Consider the following 26,729-nt stretch of genomic DNA (forward strand, 5'->3'; position numbering starts at 1 on the left):
ATGGCTAGGAGAAATGTAAGAGTAATCAGAACACGGGTGATGAGAACCTTCAATACGATCATCATGGCGCTTGCCAGTCTGCTGCTGCTGTCACCAATGATCTGGATGATCAGCACTTCGTTTAAGAAGCCGAAGGACGTTTTTAACTATCCGATTCAGTGGATTCCGCACGATCCTGTATGGACCAACCATTTTAAGGTTTGGACGACTGGAGACGGATTTTCGCTTTTTTATTTCAATTCCTTGAAAATATCTTTGATTTTGATGATTGGAGCTCCTTTGTTGGCCGCTTTTGCCGCATATGGTTTCAGTCGGATTCCATTTAAGGGAAGGAACGCCATCTTTTTGCTGTATCTGTGTCTGATGATGATTCCACAGCAAGTGTTGTTTGTCCCGAAATTCATCATGTTTGATTGGATGAAAATTTATAATACCCATTGGGCGCTCATCCTCCCAGGCTTATTTACGGTATTCGGCGTCTTCATGATTCGGCAATTTTTCATGAGCATTCCCCATGAAATATCGGAAGCGGCTTTCATTGACGGAGCCGGTCATTTCCGGATATTCTTTCAACTGTTTCTGCCGCTATCCAAACCAGTGCTTGCAACCTTCGCAATTATTGATTTTACATGGACGTGGAACGATTACGAGAATTCCTTGATCTTCCTGTTAGACAAAAGATTGTTCACGGTACCGCTAGGCATGCAGAATTTCATGCTGGAAGCGGGAGTGGATTATAACATGATGATGGCTGCCGCTACAGCGGGAGTCGTGCCGCTTCTCATTGTCTTCTTCATGGGCCAAAAGTATATTATTCAAGGCTTCTCAAGCTCTGCTGTCAAAGGATAAACAACGATACGAACAATAGAGATAGACGGAGATTAAAGACGCCTCGGGGTCCATTCAAAATGATTTATGATAGCGCATACAAAAATGTTTGAGGAGGAATTTCGTCTGTATGAAGAGGATATCGATTGTGATTGTCGTGGTTTTATTGTCCAATCTGGTATTGTTCTACAGTCCTGCGCATGCAGCAGCGGATTTTAATCATGTACTGAGTGATTTTGAGCAAGGAGACGATAACTGGATTTTTGCTATGGGGGATTCGCCTGAAGTGAAGGGAAGCTTCAATCGGATCGAATCAGCTGAGAGTTACAACGGAGCCCATATGGGACAAATAAAAGCAGATTTCAGCCTAAGACCAACGGGATCGCCATTTGCATCCATAAAAAAAGAGGTGGATGAGCTAGATATTGAACAACTAACATTCTGGGTCAAAACCTCGGACTTGAAATCACTGCGAATCCGAACGACAGATTCGACAGGGCAAACATTCCAACAGCGCATTACATTGCAAAATACATCGGATTGGCAGCAAGTTGTCGTAAGTCAGATGGGATCGAACACATTTACTTACTGGAATGGAGCAAATGACGGTGTATGGCATAAACCGGCAAACGCCATCACAATCCTTTTCGACCGATTTGATATGAAGAACGCCGCGTTACCGGCCACTATCCTGGTTGACCACATGACGGCTCAGATGGGTGATTGGCAGCCAGAGCTGAAAATTCAGCAAACAGCACTTGGCAATATTTTCCTGGATTCTGAACCGAACGTTTTTATTGTAAGAACAAGCAGACCATCAGTAAGTTGGGCCACATATGATATTTATGGCGCACAGATTACTTCGGGAAGCGAGAGTCCGGTCGCCGGGAAAGCTCAGATCACGGTGCCTTTCAGCAAATTGGGCTATTTTACGCTTGAAGTTACTGCGGAGAGACCCGGCAGTGAACCACTGGTCCGAAGTACAGCTTACGCCGTTGTTTCTTCAGCATTGCCACCCGGTAATGGGGAGTCACCGTTTGGTGTCAGCACGCATTTGAACTGGACTGCCTCCGGATGGAGCAAAGAGCTGAGTAAACTGATCCGTTATATGGGCGCATCCTTCGTTCGGGATGGCATGGAATGGAGCAGCATCGAGAAACAAAAAGGCATCTATACCTTCGCCCCTTCACCGGATGATTATATGCAGAAGCTTGCGGAGAATGATCTTAAGCTGCTTTTTGTGGCGGCATTTAACAACCCATTCTACGATAATAATGCAACACCCTACACGGATATAGGAAGAAGGGGACTTGCGGAATACGCTAAAGCTTATATAGAGCAGTACAAGGATCAGCTCATCGGTTTCAATGTATACAATGAGTTCAATGGCGGGTTCGGCAAAAGGGGCAACAGTCCTGCCAATTCGCAGCCGAACTATTACTTCAATCTGATGAAAGAGACCTATAATGTCGTTAAACCGGTCCATCCGAATGTGCCGGTTGTCGGTATCGTCTCAGGAGGCGTCGACCTGAACTGGATTGAAGGTGTACTGAAAGGCGTAGGAGAAGGCGAGGACAAAAACGCAGGACTGAAATATCTGGATGCTGTCTCTGTACAGACCTATATGGACCCGAACGCACCTGACGACGTATTTGCAAAATTGAAAGGTCTGAAAACCTTGATTAAGCAATACAATAACGGCAATCTGGTACCGATCTGGGTAACAGAATTCGGATCACCGACACACCAATCTACAAAAGGCGTCGATGAGAAGACCCAGGCCAATTATTTGCCGCGTGGTTTTGTATCGGGATTGAGTCTCGGCGTAGAGCGGATGTCTTGGTATGATTTTATGAATGACGGACTTCGAGATGATTATAATGAGGATAATTTCGGACTGGTCCGACATAAGAATGACCCGATGGGGGCCTATACACCGAAGCCGGCCTATGCGAGTTATGCCGCAATGAGCAGACAACTTGCCGGTGCAGTATTTGAGGAAATTGAGCAATTCGGAGATCCGATCAGAAGCAATTTATTCACAAAAGGTGGCGAAAATCTAAGAGTTGTCTGGGCGCAGAGTGACACTCAAGCCGTTATCGAAACGGATAACAACCTAGAAATTACTGATTTTATGGGAAATACAGAAATTTACTCCCCGCATCATGGCAAGATCTATATAACGATAACGGGAGAGCCATTCTATATCAAAGGAAGCATCAACCGGATCGTTACGGACGGCACATTTACAATCGCTGGAGGGCAAACAGCAGTAGGAGATCCGCATGCGTTCAACTTAACGATTAATAACGATGATCTGCCTAACCTGACTATAACAGCGAAGATGGAGGAGAATAGCTATCCGATTGAAGCGGTGCAAGGTCAAACAGAAGCGCTTACTCTAAGTATTAACGAGACGCGAGAAGGTTTCCGTTCGGTAATCATTCACTTGTTGGACGAGGCTGGCAACAAGATAGGCAAGCTACAGCATAGCGTTGCAACCGGCGTACCACACAAGGTTACGGTCAGACCTGCGATGCAACAGAAGGAAGGACAGTACAGTCAAACGCTAAATATCGATGTAGAAAACTTCAGAAAGGCCGCCGGTCTTACTGTCGACAGGGTGACTTGGCAGGTTGGGGAACAGTCCGATCAAGAGCTTATCAACACGGTCGTACTCCCAGGCAGCAAACAGCAATTCAGTATCCCGCTTAGTCCGATCGCGCTAGGAGGAGATCAGCCGACGTCCATCCGCGTCGAGTTTGCGGAGCAGGAGCCATACGTCTATAAAGGGAATTTTAGTTTTAATCCGGTCAACCGGGGGACGATTGCGGTCAATGACCATATCGAACCGGAAATTGAAGCTTTGGCGCCTACAATCGATTTGTCGCAGGGTAAGCCTGTCTTGCTCTCCGGCCATAGCGGAACCATTGGCGTGAGCGGTCAAGCCTGGCTTCACTTTGATCAGGATCACCTGTACCTGACGGCCAAAATTAATGATAATGTTCATTCGGCTGCAGCTTCCGATGCTAATATATGGAATAATGACAGCATTCAGTTTGCGTTATCTCCGGGAATTCCGGGTGAGAGCCGGGGATGGTATGAGTATGGCATATCGGATTCTCCTAATGGTCCGCAAGTCTATCGCTGGACGGCGTTGGGGGGATTGCCAGTAGGGCTGGTGCAACATGGTGAAGCATCGGTAACCAGGAATGAGGAACAGAAGCTGACGATTTATAAGCTAGCTCTGCCTTGGTCGGAGCTGACACCGATTGCACCTCAGCATGGAGATGTGATGAGCTTCTCGCTGCTCGTGAATGAGAATGACGGACAGGGACGACGAGGCTGGATCGAATGGGCAAGCGGCATCGGTTCCGAGAAAAGACCGAGTTTATTCCGCTCCATGCAGTGGATGATGCCGACCCAATAAGCAATAAGGAGAAGAACTATGCCACTTGTTGATATGCCGTTAGAACAATTGAAAACCTATGAAGGAACGAATCCACGCCCAGCGGATTTCGATGAATATTGGGAGCGTGCTCTGGCAGAGATGCGGACTGTTGATCAGCAGCTTGAGCTGGTGCCTAGCAGCTTTCAAGTACCCCATGCCGAATGCTTTGACCTGTATTTCACGGGCGTGAAGGGAGCGCGAATTCATGTGAAGTACGTGCGCCCCAAGAATATGGAAACCCCTCATCCGGCTGTCGTTATGTTTCACGGCTATTCCGGCCATGCCGGGGATTGGAGCGAGAAACTGGCTTATGTATCGTTAGGCTTCTCTGTTCTTGCCATGGATTGCCGCGGCCAGGGGGGAACCTCGGAGGATGTAGGAGGGGTAAAGGGAAATACGCATCACGGACATATTATCCGCGGGTTAAATGATCACCCGGATGAACTGCTATTTCGTCACATTTTTTTAGATACTGCACAGCTTGCCGGAATAGCGATGAAGCTGCCTGAAGTCGATCCTGAACGCGTTTACGCTGCAGGGGGATCTCAGGGAGGTGGACTTACGATAGCTTGTGCTGCATTGGAGCCGAGAGTGAAGAAGCTTGCACCGATTTTCCCTTTTCTTAGTGATTACAAGCGTACATGGGACATGGATTTAGATCAAGAAGCTTATGGCGAGCTGCGTACGTATTTTCGCTACTATGATGTGCTTCATCAACGCGAACATGATGTATTTGAGAAGCTCGGCTACATTGACATACAATTTCTAGCTGATCGAATTCGTGGCGAGGTCATGATGAGCGTCGGGCTAATAGATACCATATGCCCGCCATCTACGCAATTTGCAGCATACAATAAAATGAACACGATGAAGCAGCTTGTTATTTATCCTGACTTTGGACATGAGTATTTACCAGGTTCGTCCGACCGGACGATGCAATTTTTCCTGGAGTAATGAATCAGAACGAAATATCAACATTAAAATAATCACCCATAATTACATTTAAACGTTAATATCTAATGGCTTCGTCCTTTGTTTTCAGAGGGCGAAGCCATTAGTGTTTTGGGGATTATAACGGACAGCTCGCTTTAGGCTGTCTTTTGAAAACCAAAATTGAGGTGTTACTTTGTCAAAACGACAGTTCCTTTATAAGATATTAATCCCCTAGCATACACAAAATTGCGAACTAGAACTGTTTTTTTATTAGTCAAATTTGTTTTAATTCAGTCTAAATAAGCGCTTACATTAGAGGGCAGCTAAACTTACAATTATGTCTAACCATTTAAATTTGGGAACTTCTCCAGCAACGGCGATGAATTTCACTGTCATAAGCTTTCTTGCAAAGCTAGGTTGAATATTTGAAAGGGGGGGCGTCATGGGGCTTACTAGACGAAAAGCAACCGTGATTATTTTGTTTACCACTCTGATTGTTCTTGCTTTACTCGTGTTGAGCTTAACTAACAAAAAGGCGGAGCTACCTGAAGATTGGATATTTACTGTAGATGGATACGCCGTAACAGAGGACGAATTTCAATTTTATGTCAAGGAGCAAAGAGCTATAACGGCAGACTATTTCTTCAGAATTTATGGGGTCCAAGTAGATGAGGGCTTCTGGACACGTCAATACGGAGAAAACCATGAAACCCCAACTGAATACGCCAAAAAATCTGCAATGACTGCATTGCTAAAGACCAAGCAGGAGCAATTTATTGCAGATGAGCGGGGGATCGCCCCTTACAAAAGCTTTGATGAGCTAAAATCCGACATGGAAGATGAAAATGTTAAGCGAGCTAAGATGGAAGATTCAGAAGGGACTTACTATGGATTGCCTCAGTTTGATTTAAATCAATACATGCAATATTTAAGTGGCGCCCGTTGGCCGGATTTGGTAGAAACGCAGGTTAAAAAAACGAAAATGAGCGAAGCAGAGTTGCAAGTTGAGTATGCATCAAAAAGTGCGGAATATGTTCGTGTTGCAAATGAATTGACGGCTGCGTTAGCGACAGCGGGACAGGCCAAGGAAGAGAAAGTGCTAAACCGTTTGGATATATCCAAAGAAGAAACCGAGTCTCTTAAGTTCTGGGAGTCTTTAGCTGCTGCTTCTGTAGGTGAGACAGTAATCGGTAAATATATGGGCGAGGATGTCGTTGCCACATTAACCACAAAACCGGAAATCACCAAGCTTAAACTGGAAGAAGTGAAAGATTCCATTCTATACGGATCGGCGGAGTCTGACTTGCGAGCGTTAATTGCAAATACGAATAAGTTGAAGATCGTATATAACGGTAATCGATTTAGTGAATTAGTAGTGAACTAGAATAGTTATGTTTTTAAGTTTATAAAAATCTATGTCTATTGAGGCTTCCATAGATGGAGATTTTTTATAAAGTATTAAATTATTAATTTCAAAGGGAGGAAGTTTTGGGATGATACGATCGAAATGGATGCAAAAAGCTTTGTCGATGATTACGGCAACTTCGTTGGTGTTCCCTGGTCTGTTCGGTTTGGCGCCTTCATCTGAAGTGTCAGCTGCGGGAGGGGGCGAATCTTTTGACTCTGTTGTACTAGAATTGACACAAGCGGCAGGTCAGGCAGGCAGGGTGAATCTTACCTATAAAGGTTCGCCTTTAAGCAGTCTCGTGAAAGGACCGGTTATTGACGAGGTTAATTATGATTCCAGCAATGCGAATCTTTTAACTGTTAATAATCAGGGGAACATTACTTTAGCTAGCGGTTATACATTTGCGTTGCCAGATGCTCCAGGCATCCCGGTGACAATCACGGCCGCGGCGAGTTATTACCATGACTCAGATGTATTATTCATGGAGGATTTCGAGAACAACAATGGTCCAATGACATCAACTGGCAAATTAGGTTCGTCATACACGCTTTCCGATGCTCAGTCCCGTTCTGGATTGAAAGCGATTACACCTTCGAATGATACGAATAATGAAAATGTAGCCCAAGACGTGGCATTGCCGGCAGGAAGCAATTATAAGATGACGGCATGGTATTTTGACCCGTATCCTGATGAGGAGAAGACAGCGACGGATAGAACTCAATTTGCTATTGTAGATGGCAAAAATGCCACCTTTGCCGGGACATTCTATCAAAGTTCAGAGGCTGATGTTATTCATAACCCGACTAGATATACTTGGGCATATGCACCATCATCAGCGGGTACAGCAGGCAACCGTTGGAAAGATAGCGGGGCTTTACGTTCCACAGGCTGGCATAAATTCGAGTGGCTCATTACACCGAATGGTGCGACTTTACAAATAGACGGAACATTAATATCCGATTCAGCGCAAAGTAATATTTACAAAGCTATGAAGAGCGGTACAACCATTCAGCCTAAAATAGCTGGAGGATGGAACAACCAGTCAGGCAACAAAGCTTATATTAAAAATAAACATCTAATCGACGATTTTTATGTTGTTAAAGATGTGGCTACAACAACAGGAACCAGAACATTAACATTGAATTTGGTACCTCCCGGTGGATTGCCAAATTTAGAAATAATCACTCAGCCAACAGCGGCAGAAGTGAAACAAGGTGAGACAGCAACATTTAGCGTTGCGGCATCAGCCGCTGCTTCAGCATATCAATGGTATGTATCTGACGACGAGTCTGGCTTGAACGGGACAAAAGTCAGCGGAGCTGATAAGGCGCTATTAACGCTTCCCAATGTGGACGCAGCTTCACAACAAGGCAATTTCTATTATTGCGAAGTGTCTTCGGCAGACGGAATTGTGGTGAAATCCAATGCTGCACCGTTGTTGATAACCACCAATACACAGGTGAATGCGCCAATTAAACCGACGCTTGACTCGGACACGGGCATTTATAGTGGCGCTTCCAATTACGGTGACACCCTTGTAACACTGTTCAAAGACGGTGGACCTGTTGGTTATTATTTATCGAAAAATGGAGGACCCGACCAGCCTAACAATCACGAAAGGCATCATGTTCTGCCCTATGCAAGGGCACTGGGAGTGGGCAACTACACGGTTACAGCCATTGTCATTAATAATGCGGGGGACATCAGTGAAGAAGTTGCAGCATCCGGAATATTAAAGATCGAGAAATTGCCTGTACCGGTAAATGTCAGATGGAACGGCACATACTCTACATGGGACCGCGTCGCTAACGCATCTGCCTATTCGGTTCAACTCTTCAGTAATGGAGTGGCTAAAGGAAGCCCGATTGCAGCAACAAGCAATGATGCGGCTTTGTCCCCGACTTTAAATGATACATTTAAAGTAAAAGCAAACGGCAATGCAACGTCACGATTCTTGGACTCTGATGAATCAGAAGAGAGTGCACAATATTCAGCCAACATTGCACTAATTCGCCAGAGCGATACTTTACGGGCAGGAGATAGAACACGGTTAATCGTTGACACTGCTGATGTGTTCGTTGCTGATAACATCAGCTTCAGACCGGCAGATCAAGACAAGGATAAGATTGAAGTTGATGATGCCGGATTCGTGACGGTTAAGAAAGGTTATGTTCCGACAGGGAACGAAGAGGTCACTGTTCAAGTAAGCGTTGATTACTTCAATAAGGCTGACACTATGTTTTACGATGGATTTGAAGGGGAGAAGAAATTTTCAAATGGTGCGAACGGATATGTTCACAGCGATGTGATGTCCCGTACCGGAGGAAAAGCCGCAACATCAAGCGGCGCCGGTCAGGTGGCTACTGTTCCAGGTACCTATAATTACGCCCCTGCAACCGGTAAGACAACAATCGTTACTGCTTGGTACTATGATGATGGCAGAGCGGCTTCCAATGACCACGCTGTCTTTGGCTTAACCCCATCATCCAATGAACATATCGCAATAAATTATGGCAATGGAGATGGCGATTGGGCCGCAAATCTGACCAATTACGCAGTCAGACCCGGTTCATCCGGGAGATTCTATCCTGTAGATGTCAAGCGAAGCGAAGGCTGGCATAAATTCCAATGGTTCGTTACATCAACGGGAACGACCTATAAAATCGATGGAAAAGACATTAGAAGGCAATCAACAGATGGCGGCAATTTTGATACCCTAGTTAAGAACAATATTTCCAAGATCGATGCATTGCAGCTTGCTACGAACTGGGGCAACAAGGCTGGAACGATTAAGGATATACAGAACAGGCACTTTATCGATGACGTATATGTTATCGATAGTGGAATAACAGCCCAAACCGGAACATCTTCTATTACACTAAAGCTCATGCCCAAAGAGTATAGCCACTTGGAAGACAGCACATATGTTATTGGTCTGGACGACTATAATATCACCGTAAATCCTGATTTAGCAGATCTAGCTGGAGTGGAGATCGGCGCTGTAACACTGCAGCGGGATGTGGATTATACGGTTAGCGGTAATGTATTGAAAATTAACAAAGAATCATTCGCAAGAAATAATATCGTGCCAGGAAAATATACCATTAGACTGGATCTGAATCCTGCCGAAATCACATTCGAGTTGAACATTCTACCACTTGAAGTCCGTGATTATTATTTCTCCAATAACGGTGACGATCATGCAGATGGACGCACACCGGCTACGGCATGGAAATCAATCTCCAAGATTAATGAATATGTATTTATTCCAGGTTCAACCATTTATCTGGATGCGAATAGCGTATGGAACGAACAAATCAGACTGCGCGGCGATGGTGAGGAAGGAAATCCGATTACGCTTACAAAATATAATACGACCGACCCTAACCAACGCCCGATAATTAATGGTGGAGGAACAGCGTCAAGCCCATCAGGCATTTCCTTAAACGGTACAATTGAGTTATATGACGTTAACTATTGGGTAGTCAGTGGAATTGAAGTAACGAACATCGGCAATAAAGCAGGTGACGGCCGTTCTGGTATCGCTGTAATGTCACGGATTTCCAAGCTGGGACAAGGTCAGTTTAATATTCAAGATTATGCTGATGCTCGTATGCAAGGCATCGTCATTCGAGATAACTACGTTCATGATGTTAATGGGCTGCACCAAGCAAATGGAGCAAGTAAGGTATCCGGCGGCATCATTATTAATGGTTATGTAGATATATTGGTTGAAGGAAATAAAACCCTTCGCTGCGATAACGAAGGTATTCGCAACAATGCCTACGGGCCAAGCAATCCAGGGACGAATAACACAGGCATTACTTGGAGTAACTCAAGCTATCCTTGGGCATCAAACGCTGTGTTTAGAAACAACTGGATTTCTAGTTCGGTTGGAGATGGCATTGTCATGTCCGGCGGGAACAACTCCCTTGTGGAACGAAATGTGGTTACAGACAGCGGATACAGCTATTTAAGCGATAAGAGCGGCAACCTGGTTACGAACTGGGGGCCAAATAATACAACGCCAACATATCTAGGTTCGCAAAACTATGCGGCAGCGTGGATTATGGCAAGTAAAGGCACGATCTTCCGCTATAATGAAGCCGTGGACAACCCTTATCATGCAAGTAATGACGGTATGGCATGGGACATTGACAACTATTGTCAGGACAATGTGTATGAATACAATTACAGCCGAAATAACTATGGCGGTTGGTACTTACAGATGAATGCTGCCAAGGGCAATATCGTTCGCTATAACATTAGCGTGAACGACGGTCGCAGCCCGGATTTTAACAAGAGCTTTAACAGTCTTATATTACTTGCGGGAGGTTCTTCAACGAGCGAGGAATTAAGCGGATTATACTATAACAATGTCATCGTCACACCATTGAAGAATAGCAGTTCGTTAGTATTTGATCCGACGGCCTCCAACTTGCATATTTATTTCCAAAATAATATTTTTGCCTACACTGGGGCAAACAACCAGGTTGGTCTGAAAGGCGGGGGAACATCTGCTTCATTTGCAGCCGGACGTTTTACGAACAACATTGTATATCCGGCTAATCTTTTTGGTAGCATGAACGCAGGCGGAGGCGGGTATCTAGGTGCAGGCGTAACAGCAACAGACAACCGCTATGTATCGGAAGAGGAACTTAACTCTATATTAAATGATTATAAATCTGCGCCGGAACATTGGATTACCAACAGCGGAACAGTGGATGCCAAGCTTGATTACAGTGCGATGAACGGGTTCCGTCTTGCTGACGGTAATAACCTGGCCTATGGTGCAGGTGCCGAGATTGTAAGCCCATATGTGGATCGCGCGAACGCTCTGCCTCATATGACGGAGAGAACAGACTTCTTCGGCAATCCACTTAGCGGCAAAACGCCTTCCATCGGCGCACACAACCCTTATGCGGTAACTTTTGATTCCAACGGTGGCAGCGAAGTGGTGATGAAGTTCGCAGATATGGGCGGGACAATTACCGAACCAACAGCGCCGACAAAAGAAAACACTATTTTCGGCGGTTGGTATCAAGATGCAGAATTAAACGATGTCTGGGATTTCGTTGCTGATCCTGTTACAAGGGATATTGAATTATATGCGAAATGGGTTGAAGACGCAGGTACTGCGCCAACGATTACGACGAAATCGCTTGCGGATGGCAAGGTAGGACAACCTTATTCGGCAGTTCTTACCACTGACAGCGATAAGCCGATCAAATGGGCTGTTGTAGGTGGTCAATTGCCATCAGGATTGAGCTTGGATGAAGATGCAGGTGTTATCTCGGGTACACCGGATCAATGGGGTCAATTTACATTCAAAGTTCAAGCTAACAATGACGCAGGCAGTGACTCGAAACCGTTCAATATAGTGATCACTGAAGATGTCTCAGTTGACACAGCTCCGGAGATTATCACTAAGACTTTGCCGAGTGGCAAAGTTGGAGAACCTTATACGGTAACATTAGCGGTATACGGCAGCGAACCGATTACTTGGAAGGTCCAGGGAGGAGATTTGCCAGTAGATTTGAACCTAGATGAAGCAACAGGTGTTATCTCGGGTACGCCTCAAGAGGCAGGATATTACGAATTCACTGTTGGCGCAACGAATGATTTTGGTATAGATAAGCGAGTATTGAGCATCGAGATTAAAGAGGATAAGCCAGTTGATACAGCACCGGAGATTATCACTAAGAATCTGCCAAGCGTTAAAGTTGGAGAACCTTATACGGTAACATTAGCGGTATACGGCGACGAACCGATTACTTGGACAGTGAGAGATAATTATTTACCTGCAGGGTTGAAATTAGAAGGAGCTACGGGTGTTATTTCAGGGGTGCCTACTGAAGCGGGAACATACAAATTCACTGTTACGGCTTCTAACCATGCTGGCATGGATACGATAGAGTTAACTATCGTAATTACTGCAAATAATAACGGCGGAGGATCTGGTGACCAAAGCAGTACGCCGACTCCTTCGCCAGAATCACCGATAGCGGATCTTATTGATGCTACAATCAAAGAGCAGCTGAAGAAAGGCAATTCCCTTGAATTGACGATGTCAGCCGGAAAAGATGAGCTTGAGATTCAAAACGATACGATCGGTGCGATTATTAAAGCCGACAAACCGCTAACTGTTACGAATGACACCGTATCTGTTGAATTGTCCCCTGAATTGTTGAAGCAGTTGAATACAGGCAAGAGAATGAAGGTTGTCATTAAACCTGTAGATGAAAGAGACGGAGCTATAGGGCGGGGATATGAATTAAAGATCTTCGTGGATGGCCGGGAAGTAACGGATTATACAGGGCTTATACCCGTAACCTTCGATCTGTCAAAAGAGAAGTTGTCGACTAACGATATTAGCATGTTATGCGGTGTCATGCTTCGATTAGACGGTAACATGGAACGCTTAGGCGGCAAATATGACCATAAGACAGGTAAATTTACCTTCACGGCAAATGGACTAGGCTATATCTTTGTTACAACCAAGCCTGAACCTGTGAAATTAGAACTTACTCTAGGTAAGAAAGGGTATAAATTAAACGGAATCGAAATGAGTATGGATGTTGAGTCGATGGTAGTTAAAGGCAGAACTTTAGTGCCACTGCGCTTCGTTGCGGAGAGCTTAGGAGCAAATGTAGGCTGGGATAACATTACGAAAACCGTAATGATTACCTTGAAAGGTCAGACTTTGTCCATAGCGATCGGTGAACTTGCACCAGGAATGGATGTTCCAGCTGAACTTGTAAACGGACGTACTATGCTCCCGTTACGCTTCATTGCTGAGTATTTTGGTGCAGATGTATTCTTCAATAATACTACGAAATCCATTAGTATCATGAAGTAGTATTCGCTAACAATAGCAGCTACACACGAAACCCTCTAACATGCACTGCAGCGTCTCATAAAGATTCGTTTCGAGGACGTTGAAAAGGCAATCGCTGAATAATTATGAATATTTCATTTTCAGTTATCATCAAAAAATCTTGATGATAACTGAAGTGCACCCCTTAGAATAGATATTGGATAAACCCCCTGGTTTGTCCGATGAAATTCTAGGGGGTGCATTTTTATGGCGATTAAAGGGTAGAAGTTTAAGACATACTCAAATGAGATCAAAAAAGAGGCCATTCGTTTACTAACGAACCCCCCGAGAAGTTACATTCTGCTCTTTTAGACAAACAAATCCTGACAGATTCATATCCGCCAGGATTTGTTCAATTAAGAGCTGTAAACCTCAAAATCGAATATCGAATATCCGTATACGGTCCCTCTAGCAGTACAGAGCACTCTGACGTAACGTCCGCTATTTGCGGTAAATGTAATATCGTCAATAGAACCATTACCGGTCGTTGTTACGTAAGTATCCGTCCATGTTGTTGCATCGTTAGACACCTGAACTTTGTAGCCTTTAGCGTAAGCGTCTTCCCAATTCAACTTGACGCGGTTTACGCTTTGGTTTGCGCCCAGATCGACGTAAATCCATTCATTGTTGCTTCCTTCGATGCTCGCCCAACGGGTAGTAGAGTTGCCGTCTGTTGACTTGGAAGCTTCAAATCCTACACCTTCGATAGAACTGGCTACCGCTGTCTTGCCCAGTGCAAGGTTGATACCGGCATCAGGAGTTGAACTTGTAGTTGCTGATGCGGTATTACTGTTAGCAGACAGGTTGCCTGCGGCATCGACAGCTTTTACCATATAGCTGTAAGCTGTCGATGCGGTAAGTCCGGTATCACTGAAGGATGTGTCTGTAGGCGCGCCTACTTCCACGCCGCCACGGAATACCCGGTAGCCTGTTACACCGACATTATCGGTAGAAGCAGTCCAACTCAGATTAATTTGGCTGCTTGAAGCTGCTGTTGCGGTCAGATTCGTTGGATCCGAGGGAGCTTGAGTATCCGCTGCACTGTAGGTAGGCTTCCACCAGTTCCCCGAGATGAACAGTAGGTTCAGCATGTTAAAGGAGTCGCTGAAGTAACTTTCCTTTTTGTTCTTCATCCAGTCCCATCCTGCATTGACCCAAGCTTGATGCGTGCTGGTAGTCGTCGCAGCGGAGATAAAAGGCGCTACGAATACTGCTGTCGCATAAGTACCGCGATTCGAACCGTTCAGTTGGTAACCGTCCTTCACATTGTTCGGATTGTTGCCTGTTTTTCCTTTGATCCATACTACCATTTTATTAGCGATATCCTTACCACGGGTGTCTCCGTACAAGGCGTAATCCATTACGATACGAAGTGGTACACGGCTTGCATTGTAGTTGTATTCATTTGTTTCAGGGAACTCTTCCAAATAGTTTGGGGGGGCCGGCTTAGGCGGGTTGCCTACCACAAAGTCCGAAATCAGACCTGTGCTAGACGAATAAGCTGCTGTAAATTGGCTGTATACGTTATACAGATTGTTGATGACATTTAGCCAAGTTGAATCTCCAGTAACTTCATTGAAAGCCCGTAGATGACTGAGCATCCAGTCGGAGGGACGCGTATTCAAGGCGCTCTTCGTATCCCAGTCACCAAGATTCAGCCTGTTGTTAGTTGTCACATTGCTAAGCTTAATAGCGCCAATCATCTTTTTGGCTTCAGCCAAATAATTGATCGTTCCAGTCGAGCCCCATTGGCGATCAGCTAGAATAAGGGAGTAAGCGATATCGAGGTCCCCATCTGTTGCTGAACCGAAGTGCCCTTGAGCCCCAGTACTATCTGCTATTACCCATCCCATCAGGTTCGGATTATTAGAACTCTTGAACGTTCTAGCCGTTTTGAACAAACCGTCATAGATTGTTCTGGAATTCGTATCGTATCCAGCCATTAGCACGGTAATAACCATACCGTATCCTTGGCCTTCCGATGTGCCGAGAGGATCGAAGCCGTCCGCTTCGCCAGTAATATCACCTTTTACATAGTACCCTCCGGGCAGCGAGGACAAGTTGTTTTTAAGATAAGTAGCCTTCCAATAGTCATAGTAGGAAGATACAGAACTGTTCATCGAGGATTGACTGACGTGGTTTGGTTTAATGATACCCGGATAGCTGACTTGTTGAGGAAACGGTTTCAATTCACCCGCTCCATGAACTTTCCGTTGAAGCGGTGCAGGGGCGGCTAATGTCGCTAGAAGCATAACCGCCGAAAGCATGACAAGTAACATCACTTTCATTGTGCCTGAGGTCGATTTCAATGAGTACACAAAAATTCCTCCTTTAGTGATGGTTAGTTTAATTAACGTCAATGAATCCTCCTTCCCTTTAGACTGATCTCCAAAGTAAACCGCTTAACAATAAGTGCTATTCACACTTCTAAAGTTTAAGCGCTTTAACTTTAGGGCGGAAGTGACATTTTATATATATGCTGAAGAGATTTGAAGGTACGCGCTCCAATAGGAAATCATCGCATCCTCAACGTCACTTTTCACCTACAGGTTACAAATCACCAGCTAAACTGCATTACTTTATTCACACAAATGTAACACAACTATTTTCGCTGTGTCTAGATGCTTTAAAATAAATTAAAAAGTAATGTTCATAAAATAAAAGCGTTTACACTAAACAGTATAGTAAACAACATGGTCATACTGGATTAGATGGCACGAGGAACATTCTGCAATCATCCAAAAAGAAAAAGAAATATTCATACGGTTTCATAGCATAGTCAGAAAAATGAGCATCAGTCCATCGGTGAACAGACTGGCGCTGGATACGATCAGGACATCAATAGACGCTGTTAATCTCTTGGCATAAATGGCGGTAATTGAGAAGATAAAAGCCGAGCAGGCAGCCGTTGAATTTATTTTTGCTCAACCTCATGCTGGCTCAGCGCTCCTTATCTGAATGACCGCATACAGTGAAATGGAGAATTCACAAAGATGTTCCAATTGTCTATTACATGTAGCCTAAGTTCCCGAAATAGCGTAGTGACAAAGGATTCACAAAAATGGTTGTTTTTACCTTGTTATACATTGTACAATGTGTAACAAGCCTGGTGTTCATTATGGTGATCATTTATCAAACTAATAAAACCTGGCATTACCTATGCCTACAATAATGAGCCTTACTGGGACAAGGAAAAACAGCAATCCCGTGCCAAGGTTGTTCAGCTAGCCATGGATATGGGATATCAGGAGGCGAATGCCGACGGTACCATTCATATCAGCGAACAAAACGCGGTGACTATTAACGAGCGATTTGCCGAAAATTGCAATATATATGTTTGTGGGGTTTGCTTATGGTGAAGAGAATAAAACTTCGTACGCTGTTTATAGGAGGGTGTATTACCCTCTTTTTTCTTGTTTTGCTCGGCAGAGTGTTCTGGATTCAGGTGCTGGATCGTGATTTCTGGCAAACCAAGGCCGCAAAGCAATGGGCCCATACTTCGGTGTTTAAAGCGGTGCGTGGCACGATCGAGGACCGCAACGGCAGGATGCTGGCTAGCGATGTGCCGGCCTACACGGTAGTGGTCAATCCGGAAGCGATTACCGCTCTCAGTATCGGGGAAGAAGTTATCACCGGCCTGCATGAACTGCTCGGCAAGCCTGAGGATGAGCTTAAGGCGCTCGTGGAAGCCAAAGACGAGAACGGCAAGTATCTGAAGAACCGGGAGATCCGTAATGAAGGCTGGAAGATAGACCAGGAGCTGCGCGACAAGGTCAACGAGTTCATTGAGAAACTGAAGGATGAACATGACACTCTGGAGACTGGCGTTGGCCTGATTAGGGAGCAGAAGCGCTATTATCCGCAACAAACACTGGCCGCACATATTTTGGGTTATACGGACCGCGATGGCAATGCGGTGATGGGGTTCGAAAAGTATTTTGACAAGCAGCTTAAGGGCGCGGATGGTAAGCTATTCTACCAGAGCGACGCCAAAGGCATCAAGCTGCCTGACTCGGAGGACACTTACCAGCCGGAGGTCAATGGAAGTACTTTCAAGCTGACGATTGATAGCACAATCCAGTATTATATCGAGCAGGCAATGCAGAAGGCCTATGAAGAATATAAACCCAAGAGTATTACGGTAATTGCCGCGGATCCCAGCACCATGGAGATATTGGGGCTAGCGAATATGCCGACCTTTAACCCGAATGAGTTCTGGAAATATGCCTCTGATCCAGGGGTATTCTTCAACCATGCCATCAAAACAAGATTTGAACCAGGCTCCACGTTCAAAATTGTACCTCTTGCAGGAGCGGTGGAGGAGAATTTGTTCGATTCGGACGCAACCTTCATGTCCGGTTCTATCCGCATCAAGGGGTACGGCAAGCCGCTGTATGACCAGAAGAGAAGCGGTTATGGCGAAATCTCATTCCTGGAAGGCGTGAAGCGGTCAAGTAACGTGGCCTTCGTCAAGCTTGGCTATGAAATGCTCGGTCCGGAAAGGCTGCTGCAATACGTGGATGATTTCGGATTTAACGATCTTACCGGTATTGACCTGCCGGGCGAAATCAGCGGAATCGTCAATCCGACTCCGAATAATGCTTCAGAGAACGCGACGATTGCATTCGGGCACGGCAAAGTGCTTGTTACTCCGATTCAGCAGCTTACCGCCATCTCGGCCATCGCCAACGGCGGAAAACTGATGGTGCCGCACGTGGTCAAGGCGACCACCGATCCGAATACCGGCAAGACTACCGTAACCCAGCCCCAGGTGGTACGTCAGGTTATTTCCGAGGAAAGCGCCAGGGAAACCAGCAGCTTTCTGGAGCAGGTCGTTGCAGACCTGGTCCATGGAACCGGCCGCCATGCATACATTGAAGGCTATAGTGTAGCAGGTAAGACCGGTACGGCGATTAAACCCGACGGTAAGGGAGGGTATGACCGCGATAAGGTGCACTCGTCCTTTCTCGGATACGCACCGGCTAATAATCCGAAGATTGTGGTCTATGTCGGCATTGACGAGCCTGCTAATGCTGCTGGCGGTGGTGCTGCGGCGGGGCCGGTGTTTAAAGAGATCGTATCGGAAGCATTGTCATATATGGGTGTGCCAAAAGTTACATCGGGCGATGGAGGCAGTGTTTCCATATCCGTCAAGAATGCACCATCCGCGCAGCGCTCCGCACCCGATCTGACCGAAAAAAATAATGCAGGCGGCCAGAAAATTGCTGATTGATTAGGGCTTTTATTTTGAAACGGTCGGAGGCTCAATATCTGGACTATGGATTGGTGTCGGTGAACAATAACATAGTCCCATTAGAATCCGCGCCTGGCGCGGTTTTTCTGTTTTATGGGATCAAGTTCTTGTCCTTTGCTTAAGACAAGAACTTGATCCCATTGCCGATTTCATGAGCATCTAAACAAATATTTTTTAGATTATGTTAATCTGTCTAATAGTGAATTCAATTTAGAGCGAGGGATGTTACTTGAAAAGAAACGTATTATACATTGAAGATAATGAGAAAATAGGCAGCTTTCTAAAAGAAGAATTGGAACAGCGGGGATTTTCAGTTCAGTGGCTGCTTTCTGGTGAAGGCGCTGAAAAAGAAGTAAATCAGCATGAAATCGTTATTTTGGATATCATGTTACCCGGTTTAGACGGATTTACTGTGGGGAAACGATTAAAAAAGGCAGCTCCTGCTGTTCCTATTTTGCTGTTAACAGCTCGAACATCGATAGATGATAAGGTAGAAGGTTTACAATTTGCTGATGATTATTTAACGAAACCATTCCATACGGATGAATTAGTTGCAAGATTAGAAGTACTAATCCGTCGAAGTGGCGGAACACATTCCGAACGCATTTCATTAGGAAATTATATTGAAGTAGATTCAGAAGGCCAAATGGTATTTGACAAACGCACAGGAGAAGAAATTATATTAACAGCGAAGCAGCATCATATTTTAATGTACTTCTTACGCCACCCTAATCAAGTTTTACCAAAAGAACAAATCTATGAAGCCATCTGGGAAGAAACATATATAACTGGCGATAAAACACTAATGGTACATATCCATCGACTGCGTCAAAAGTTGGAACGTCATCCAGATTCCCCAGAGATTATTGAAACGTTGAAGGGAATAGGCTATCGGGTGAAACTATGAAACAGACTAAATCATTATTTCGTCATTTTCTAAAAGGACATTTTCTATTTATCTTTTTACCTCCAATTATACTTATTTTCTTATCTGCGTTCATTGAATCTCCTATTAATGGAGAAGAGCTGAATGCGTTAAATCTATTTTACGTTGTACTACTTTTGTTTGGTTTTATTATTGTCGCATTTGTTGTAATATCTTGGATTTTCTTCTTAAGACTTCGTAAACGTCTCACCCGCTTACAGGAGGCCATGTCATTTTCAGCTAATCATAACTCATTTCCTAGACCAATATCTGTTCAAAGTGATCGTATGGATGAAATAGACCAGTTAGGCAATTCTTTTAATTGGATGATTCAGCAGCTTCAAGACAGCCGCAAGCGAGAACATGAAGAGGAATTGTTACGACATCGACTTATAGCGAATTTATCTCACGACTTACGAACGCCACTTACCATTTTGAGAGGACATGTCACCCGATTAAATAAAGAATCAATGAGTCTAGAAGGACAAAATTCATTAACAGAAATAAATCATACGATTACAAGAGTGGGGGATCTAATGGATGATTTACTTTCCTATACATTGCTTACATCAGGGAAACATCCTTTTAGGCCCACTTCAACAGATATTGGACGTTTAGTAAGAGCATCTGTTGCTGCGTGGTATCCTGTATTTGAAGAAAAAGAAATCCAGATCGAGGTTGATTTACCGACAGAGGCGACTTTTTATTGGGAAGCAGATCCTAAATGGATGACACGGGTTCTGGATAATTTATTTCAGAATATTCTTCGTCATGCAGCAGAGGGGAAATATGTAAATATTGTGGTTGATGTAGAAAAAGAACAAATCACTGTTGCAGACAGAGGTCCAGGTATGGATAACTCTTCCTATGAGCGTGGGGCGGGGATTGGTTTATCGACTTCAAATTATATGTTGAAAAAAATGAAGCTGAAAGCTGATTTTACATCAAATGATAGTGGCACAAGAGTAGCTATCGGAAGATCTTAACCTAAAGTTAACCCAGAAGTAAACAGCATGATAACCGAGATGTAACTTTGCTTCTTTATAATTAGAACCATAACAGAAAGGAAGTGTTATGGTTGCTTACAATTAATAACTTAGTCAAACATCGCGGAACTAGGGAAATCTTATCAGGTATCAGTTTTAAAGCTAGACCAGGTAGAGTAACTGGTTTTTTAGGTCCAAATGGGGCAGGTAAAAGTTCTACACTTCGCATCCTGCTTGGATTAGACCGCGCTACCTCAGGGAGTGCACTCATTAATGGAAAGCCATTCGCAGAATTACATAATCCTCTAGTAACAGTAGGTGCTGCACTTGATGGCTTTGGAGCTCATCGTATGCGAACAGGACGGGCACACTTGCGTTGGATTGCACGTGCTGCAGGATTGTCTAACTCACGTGTCGAGGAAGTTCTGGAAATAGTAGGTCTTACCAATGCCGCTGGGAAAAGAGTTGGGAAGTACTCTCTTGGTATGGGGAGAAGACTGGGAATAGCAGCTGCGTTACTTGGTGATCCAAAAATATTGATTTTAGATGAACCCGTAAATGGGCTCGACCCAGAAGGAATTCGGTGGATTCGGACATTTTTACGTGAACGTGCTGAATCTGGAAATACGGTGTTATTATCCAGTCATCTAATGGGAGAGCTTGCAGAGACGGTTGATGATGTGGTGATTATTAAGCATGGAACCATCGTTGCAGATGGAACATTGGAAGAAGTAATAGGTAACCATTCCACACTGGAGGAAGCTTTTTTTGCCCTGACATCTGAAATTGCAGGTGATGTTGTATGAGAGCATTTAACGCGGAACTATCTAAATTGTTCTCCTTACCGGGTATTTGGCTTGCTTTTCTCATTGGAGCGTTTGCACCAGCGCTTATTGCTGCCTTGGACAGCATAGTACAAAAAGAGGAGATTATAGCTGGAGTTAGCACGCGGCTATCGGAAGTTGGCTATATCGGGTTAGCTCTTGGTGTGCAAGGCGTTATTATTCTTGGTGTGCTTGCTGTCAGCAGTGAGTATTTGACAGAGAGCAGTGAATCTGGTGGAGGACAACAGATAACAACGAGTTTAACTGTTATTTCATCCCGGTTTCATTTTTTACTGGCAAAAGCAGGTGCTGTGACTGTGATCAGCATACTGCTTTGTATTGTTGCTATTACGACAACTGTGTCGGCAACGCATCTTATTCTTGGTGAATATGCCCCTGCATTTGAATGGTCCAGACTTATCGGTGCAGTTTGTTACTGGACATTCACTGCTCTTTTAGCACTTGGAATTACTTTTCTAACTAAGAATGGCATCCTCCCGCTTGCTGTGCTCATAATAAATTCATCCGTTGTATCATTTAGTGTCCTGTTGTATAGGGTTACAAAGTTGGCGTTTTACTTACCAGATAGGGCTGGCGCTGAAATGTTTATGTTTACGGACAACACGTCCACAGGCACTTTATTCAATGGGTTTCACACCCCCTTCACAGGCGGTTTAGTCATGTTTGCCTGGGTACTCGTTGTTTTCATTGTTGCAGCTGTTGTATTCCATAGGAGGGATGTTGCAGCATGAGTGTCACATCTAGTAGAAAGTTAACACAAATCCTTGGTGCTGAACTGGATAAATTAGTTACATTACCATTGATATGGTTCACTCTTATGGGTACATTCATTCTAAATTTAGTTTTAGCCGCAGCTTTTACTTCTGTTGGTGTACAAGGGGCAACAGGTACGCAAAATATACTGAATATAGGACTTGCTTCTATGGGATATCTTCAAGCAGGGTTCATTATTCTTGGAATCTTAGCTACTTGTTCGGAGTATACTGGTGGACAGATTCGAACTACTTTAATTACGATACCTTGGCGTGGGTTTCAATTATCCACGAAGCATTTGGCATTGGCGATTATAACCATTCCTGTGGCGTTTATTATTGCTGCATCTGGTGTACTCTATACTTTTATTATGATGAGAGACACAACAGTAGTGATAGAAATAGACACAATGATAACAACATTAATAGGTGCAACGGGCTATCTAACATTAACCACACTTCTCAGTGCAGCTGTAGGTGCTTTATTAAGACGAACCACTCCTGCTTTAGTGGTACTGCTTGGTTATTATTTCATTGTCAGTCCATTGACGAGGGTTTTTCTACCTAGTAATAAAATTTTTTTAAATTATTTTCCGGATACGGCAGGATCTTATATGTATATGCCGTCTTCCTCTGATGAAATAAGTGTCCTTACACCAATGCAAGGGACAGGTATTTCAATGTTATGGACACTGAGCTTTATTACAGTAGCTATTGTATTTTACCGTAAACGAGATGCCTAGTTATAATTATATCTTATTCAACTAACGGGGCAGGATTATCGAAGAAGTAAAGGAGGAGTTTCTGATAGAATTCAAAGTAAATAAAAATTATATTTGGGTATATTTCATAATATTTTACGCCCTATGGTGTATCAGAGAATTATGGTTGGTTCAATATTTAGATTTGATGGAACCCGTTCCAAGAGCTATAACATCAGCCACTATTAAAATAGTTGTTTGGGTCATTCCTGTTATTTTATTAGTTATAATTATGGAAAAAAGTAAACCATTTTCCTATTTACAGTTACATCATAACTTTAGAAAAGGTCTAAAATGGACAGGTTGGGTATCCTTAGCCTTGATATTATTCTATTTTGTAATAAATCTTATCGTTTTAAATAATAATATTGACTTTCAAATAGGATTTAACGGATGGCTTAATACTATTCTATTGGTTGGTATTACTGAGGAAATTGTCTTTAGAGGTTTTTTATTAAGAAAGCTTATGGATTCTTTTAGATTCTGGATAGCAAATACAGTTACAGCTTTACTCTTTGTATCGATTCATTTTCCTATTTGGTTTTATAAAGGTCTGTTTGAATTCCCTTATATTCTAAGTTCCATATTAACAGTTTTTGTGTTGGGTATTATATTTGGGTTTGTATATAAGAAAAGTAATTCTCTTTGGTCAGTAATTATTATTCATTCTTTGTATAATTTATTAGTGTTGCTCTTCTACTAGCGGGTGCTTTAGTTGAATAAGACTATACTACGACGATGATTAAACATAGATTCGGATTCAATTTTACAAACAAATCATTTAATAAGCGTTTAAGTGACTAAAATGTCACTTCAATGTCACTTTAATGTCATTTTGGGAAGATATACTAAACCCATCGATGAATTATTAAAGGAGATATTATGGAAGTGAAATTACGGAAACTCCTCTTTGTAGGAACAATTTTGTACACGCTGTTGATATTATATTTTATGTTTTTTGCTTTCAGTAGATTAGATCATTGGAACAGCGATTATGGATACACATTTATACTTGTTCCAGAAGGAGTTCCACTTCGATTTCCAAAACTAACTTTTTCATGGGTATACAACTTTGGAAACATTGCTGCCTTTATCCCTTTTGGAGTAGTAATTCCTCTGTTGTATCGTTCCAGTTTTGGGAAGTTCATATCCTTTTTTGTCTTGACGATTCTCGTTCTGGAAACGATGCAGGCTTTAACTCATCTTGGCAGCTTTGATGTAGATGATGTTATATCCAATACAATAGGTGCAGCGATAGGATTTATCGCCTATAAAGTTGGATGTTCTTCAAAAATTTCTTATAAAAAGCTTATTGCTTCAGCCCTATCTATTGTTGTTCTTCTTGTTGGAGTAATCGTGATCTCGGAAACCATCAATTATGTTGTAGCGAAAAGAGAAAGCCCAATTCAAGCATTACACGATGTGAAAGAAATGAATGGAACCATGCCTATGACTGAAAATCTTCCAAGTTTCACCGTAGCAGGCAAGAAAATAGAACCCAAAATAAACGTGTATTACAGTGAAGGGGATAAAAGAAAATCATACACCTACATCTTGGGGAACAAAAAAGATGTGACGTTCTATTCTTATTTTGGCATTCCAGACAAGGGAGATTCCAAGGGAGAACTCACTATATTGGTAGACGGAAACCAAAGAGTTCATTATCAGTACAATGAACAATATAATAATGGAGCAGAACCTTTAAATATACCATTTTATGACAAGGTGAACGAAATTACGATTATCGTTTCCGGGAACGCTAAACTATGGGACGTTGGATTCAGTGAAATGAAGCATTGGTGGGAGTGAAGAACAAACACGCAACATATAGAAACCGCGATAATCGCGGCAAGGCTGTCAAGAAAGTCTCGACAGCTTTTTTTTATATCATAATCATTTAATCAGTACCGCGTTAATGTTGCCGAATGATTGTCCAATACGTTTCGTTGCGTCCGCTCGTGACACGTCCCGGACCACCTAAGAGTATGAGAATACACCAAGCTGGACGCGATTCAGGGCTTAGATATTTTCGTTAAAATGTTGGCGGGTCCCCAACTATAGGATTCTGTGTATATAAGATCTGACCTACAAAATTGGCTTCAAGCAATATATGACCAGGGCAAGAAACATAATAATTAAAATGAACATAGGGAGTTGCGAAAATGAAATCTTGCTGAAACATCTAAGGTCGGATGTCGTTTTGTTTATTTCTCCAAATGAAAAGGATCATGTTGTTGATACTTTTGTTTTAAGAACATTGAATGCTGTATATAAAAATAGCTACAAAGATGTTTCTATGCATATTCGTGAGATGTGAGTGATTTTTTTAAGATTTGATGTTCATTCCAAAAATTGGAGATAAGAAGTTGGAATAGTTGATGGCTATTTTAGCTTTTGACGATTGATCAAGGTTGCATCTTTTTATATAAAGGAGGGAGAGTGCACTCGACAAATGGGAGAACAGCCTGATACGCAATGTCTACAACCTTAATATTGTCCGAAGGCTATCGATTGACGGGAATGATCAAATAGGGTTACACGCATGTTCCGTTACGGCCAATGTTGTGGACGGCGCCCCTGCGCCGCAGTGGTTTGAGGACAGTGGAGACACCCCCGACTGGGAAAGACAGGCTGTTTCCTTGGCGTCTGCCGCCGGAATCATTGAGGTGCGTCTGCCGCGGGACCATTTCATGCCAGACGATAAAGCTACGTGGCGGATGTGGTGACGGTACTGCTGAGAATGTTGAATCTTAGGGAGTTGAATCGATTATGAAAGCTTTAATTATTTCGGATATTCACAGCAACGTCAAAGCGCTGGAATCGATCCGCAAGGCAGAATCCGACTGTGACGTGATTTATTGCGCGGGAGATCTTGTAGACTACGGGCCTTTCCCGCGGGAAGTTATCGAATGGGTGCATAAGAACGATGCGAATTGTGTTCGCGGTAACCATGACGACATTATTATCGACCTGTACCGAAACGGCAATAGCGGTCACGATGTGGCGGAGGATGAGATCAAGTGGGTGCATTACAATGCAAGGCTACTCGGCGAAGCGGAAATTTCCTTCCTCGAAAACATACCGGTCTACCGCACATTCGAGATGGACGGCTATAGCTATACAATGCAACATCTGTACGAAAACTATTTGACGATTGATAGCTTGCCCAAGTACGATGCTTTCTGGGCGGAACGCAACGTCAGGACAATTGGGGCCAAAGAAGATCGCCGCATTATTTTCGGACATACACATCGCAGATGCATTCATTATTTGAGTGACGACAGTTTGTGGCTGAATCCGGGAAGCGTGTCCTACCGCCGTCGCGACGATCCGTCGAAAGAAGCGCACTATTTCACGATTACCGATGGCAAAATAGCGATGAAAAGTCTTGTCTATGACCGCACGCCTTTGCTCGAAGCGGCACAAAAGTTGCTGTTGAAAGAAGAAGAGATGAAGGTTGCGTACTTCTTTTTTTGGTAAGCGAACGGCAGAGCAAGCAACAACAATGGGGACGTATCCACGATTTGGTGTCGGGATACGTCCTTTCTCATTTATTGTACACCGGCAGGTTGCGATTTACAGCTGGCAAGGAGGTAATTCCTGCTCATTTTGCGCCTCAGTTTACATTTTTATGATTGCTTCATTTTTTTACACTATGGCATGGGAAACGTATCTTTCATAATAGAGGTTGTGAAGTTGCGGATATGAT

At 43.6% G+C, this 26,729-nt stretch carries 15 protein-coding genes and 1 pseudogene; 14 read left to right on the plus strand and 2 right to left on the minus strand.

Features of this window, described 5'->3' with window-relative positions:
* From NST34_RS16465 to NST34_RS16485, 5 genes are all read left to right on the plus strand, one after another.
* Entirely contained in the window at positions 1-849 is an 849-nt protein-coding gene (locus NST34_RS16465) for a carbohydrate ABC transporter permease (RefSeq protein ID WP_076283675.1), read from the plus strand.
* 109 nt (positions 850-958) lie between these two features.
* Positions 959-4,258 (plus strand): sugar-binding protein, encoded by a 3,300-nt coding sequence (locus NST34_RS16470; protein ID WP_341128303.1) that lies wholly within the window; start codon positions 959-961, stop codon positions 4,256-4,258.
* An 18-nt stretch (positions 4,259-4,276) separates the two neighbouring features.
* Positions 4,277-5,233 (plus strand): alpha/beta fold hydrolase, encoded by a 957-nt coding sequence (locus tag NST34_RS16475; protein WP_341128304.1) that lies wholly within the window; start codon positions 4,277-4,279, stop codon positions 5,231-5,233.
* Between the two features lie 421 nt (positions 5,234-5,654).
* Positions 5,655-6,596: a hypothetical protein gene (locus tag NST34_RS16480; protein ID WP_076283672.1), complete on the plus strand. Its 942-nt coding sequence runs from the start codon at positions 5,655-5,657 to the stop codon at positions 6,594-6,596.
* Positions 6,597-6,705: 109 nt separating this feature from the next.
* A complete protein-coding gene (locus NST34_RS16485; RefSeq protein WP_341128305.1) occupies positions 6,706-13,479 on the plus strand; it encodes a stalk domain-containing protein in 6,774 nt (2,257 codons plus the stop codon).
* 374 nt (positions 13,480-13,853) lie between these two features.
* On the opposite strand, the gene NST34_RS16490 is transcribed toward NST34_RS16485, so the two are convergent.
* Both NST34_RS16490 and NST34_RS16495 read right to left on the minus strand, forming a co-directional pair.
* Positions 13,854-14,570: a galactose-binding domain-containing protein gene (locus NST34_RS16490; RefSeq protein WP_256721593.1), complete on the minus strand. Its 717-nt coding sequence runs from the start codon at positions 14,568-14,570 to the stop codon at positions 13,854-13,856.
* A pseudogene (locus tag NST34_RS16495) lies at positions 14,547-15,698 on the minus strand (glycosyl hydrolase family 8); the annotation flags it as partial. The pseudogene NST34_RS16495 and the gene NST34_RS16490, both read right to left, overlap by 24 nt.
* Before the next feature lie 1,151 nt (positions 15,699-16,849).
* Here NST34_RS16495 and NST34_RS16500 point away from each other — a divergent pair.
* The 9 genes from NST34_RS16500 (at position 16,850) to NST34_RS16540 (ending at position 26,500) form a co-directional block, all read left to right on the plus strand.
* The gene (locus tag NST34_RS16500; RefSeq protein ID WP_341128306.1) at positions 16,850-18,730 is read left to right on the plus strand and encodes a peptidoglycan D,D-transpeptidase FtsI family protein; all 1,881 of its coding nucleotides are present in this window, start codon (positions 16,850-16,852) and stop codon (positions 18,728-18,730) included.
* Between the two features lie 250 nt (positions 18,731-18,980).
* A complete protein-coding gene (locus NST34_RS16505; protein ID WP_042188454.1) occupies positions 18,981-19,658 on the plus strand; it encodes a response regulator transcription factor in 678 nt (225 codons plus the stop codon).
* Entirely contained in the window at positions 19,655-20,662 is a 1,008-nt protein-coding gene (locus NST34_RS16510; RefSeq protein WP_341128307.1) for a sensor histidine kinase, read from the plus strand. The genes NST34_RS16505 and NST34_RS16510 overlap by 4 nt, the downstream gene beginning before the upstream one ends.
* An 83-nt stretch (positions 20,663-20,745) precedes the next feature.
* On the plus strand, positions 20,746-21,468 hold the full coding sequence (locus NST34_RS16515; protein WP_443189891.1) for an ABC transporter ATP-binding protein: 723 nt from the start codon (positions 20,746-20,748) through the stop codon (positions 21,466-21,468).
* Entirely contained in the window at positions 21,465-22,238 is a 774-nt protein-coding gene (locus NST34_RS16520) for an ABC transporter permease (protein WP_341128308.1), read from the plus strand. The genes NST34_RS16515 and NST34_RS16520 overlap by 4 nt, the downstream gene beginning before the upstream one ends.
* Positions 22,235-23,002, plus strand: coding sequence for an ABC transporter permease (locus NST34_RS16525; protein WP_339241213.1), 768 nt, complete (start codon positions 22,235-22,237; stop codon positions 23,000-23,002). Before NST34_RS16520 ends, NST34_RS16525 begins: the two co-directional genes overlap by 4 nt.
* A gap of 145 nt (positions 23,003-23,147) precedes the next feature.
* Positions 23,148-23,723, plus strand: a complete 576-nt coding sequence (locus NST34_RS16530) for a CPBP family intramembrane glutamic endopeptidase (protein ID WP_341128309.1) — start codon at positions 23,148-23,150, stop codon at positions 23,721-23,723.
* A gap of 179 nt (positions 23,724-23,902) precedes the next feature.
* The gene (locus tag NST34_RS16535; protein ID WP_341128310.1) at positions 23,903-24,829 is read left to right on the plus strand and encodes a VanZ family protein; all 927 of its coding nucleotides are present in this window, start codon (positions 23,903-23,905) and stop codon (positions 24,827-24,829) included.
* Positions 24,830-25,789: 960 nt separating this feature from the next.
* Positions 25,790-26,500, plus strand: coding sequence for a metallophosphoesterase family protein (locus NST34_RS16540; RefSeq protein WP_341128311.1), 711 nt, complete (start codon positions 25,790-25,792; stop codon positions 26,498-26,500).
* The last annotated feature ends 229 nt before the right edge of the window (positions 26,501-26,729 follow it).

The sequence above is a fragment of the Paenibacillus sp. FSL H7-0714 genome, assembly GCF_038003765.1.
Taxonomy (GTDB): domain Bacteria; phylum Bacillota; class Bacilli; order Paenibacillales; family Paenibacillaceae; genus Paenibacillus_AQ.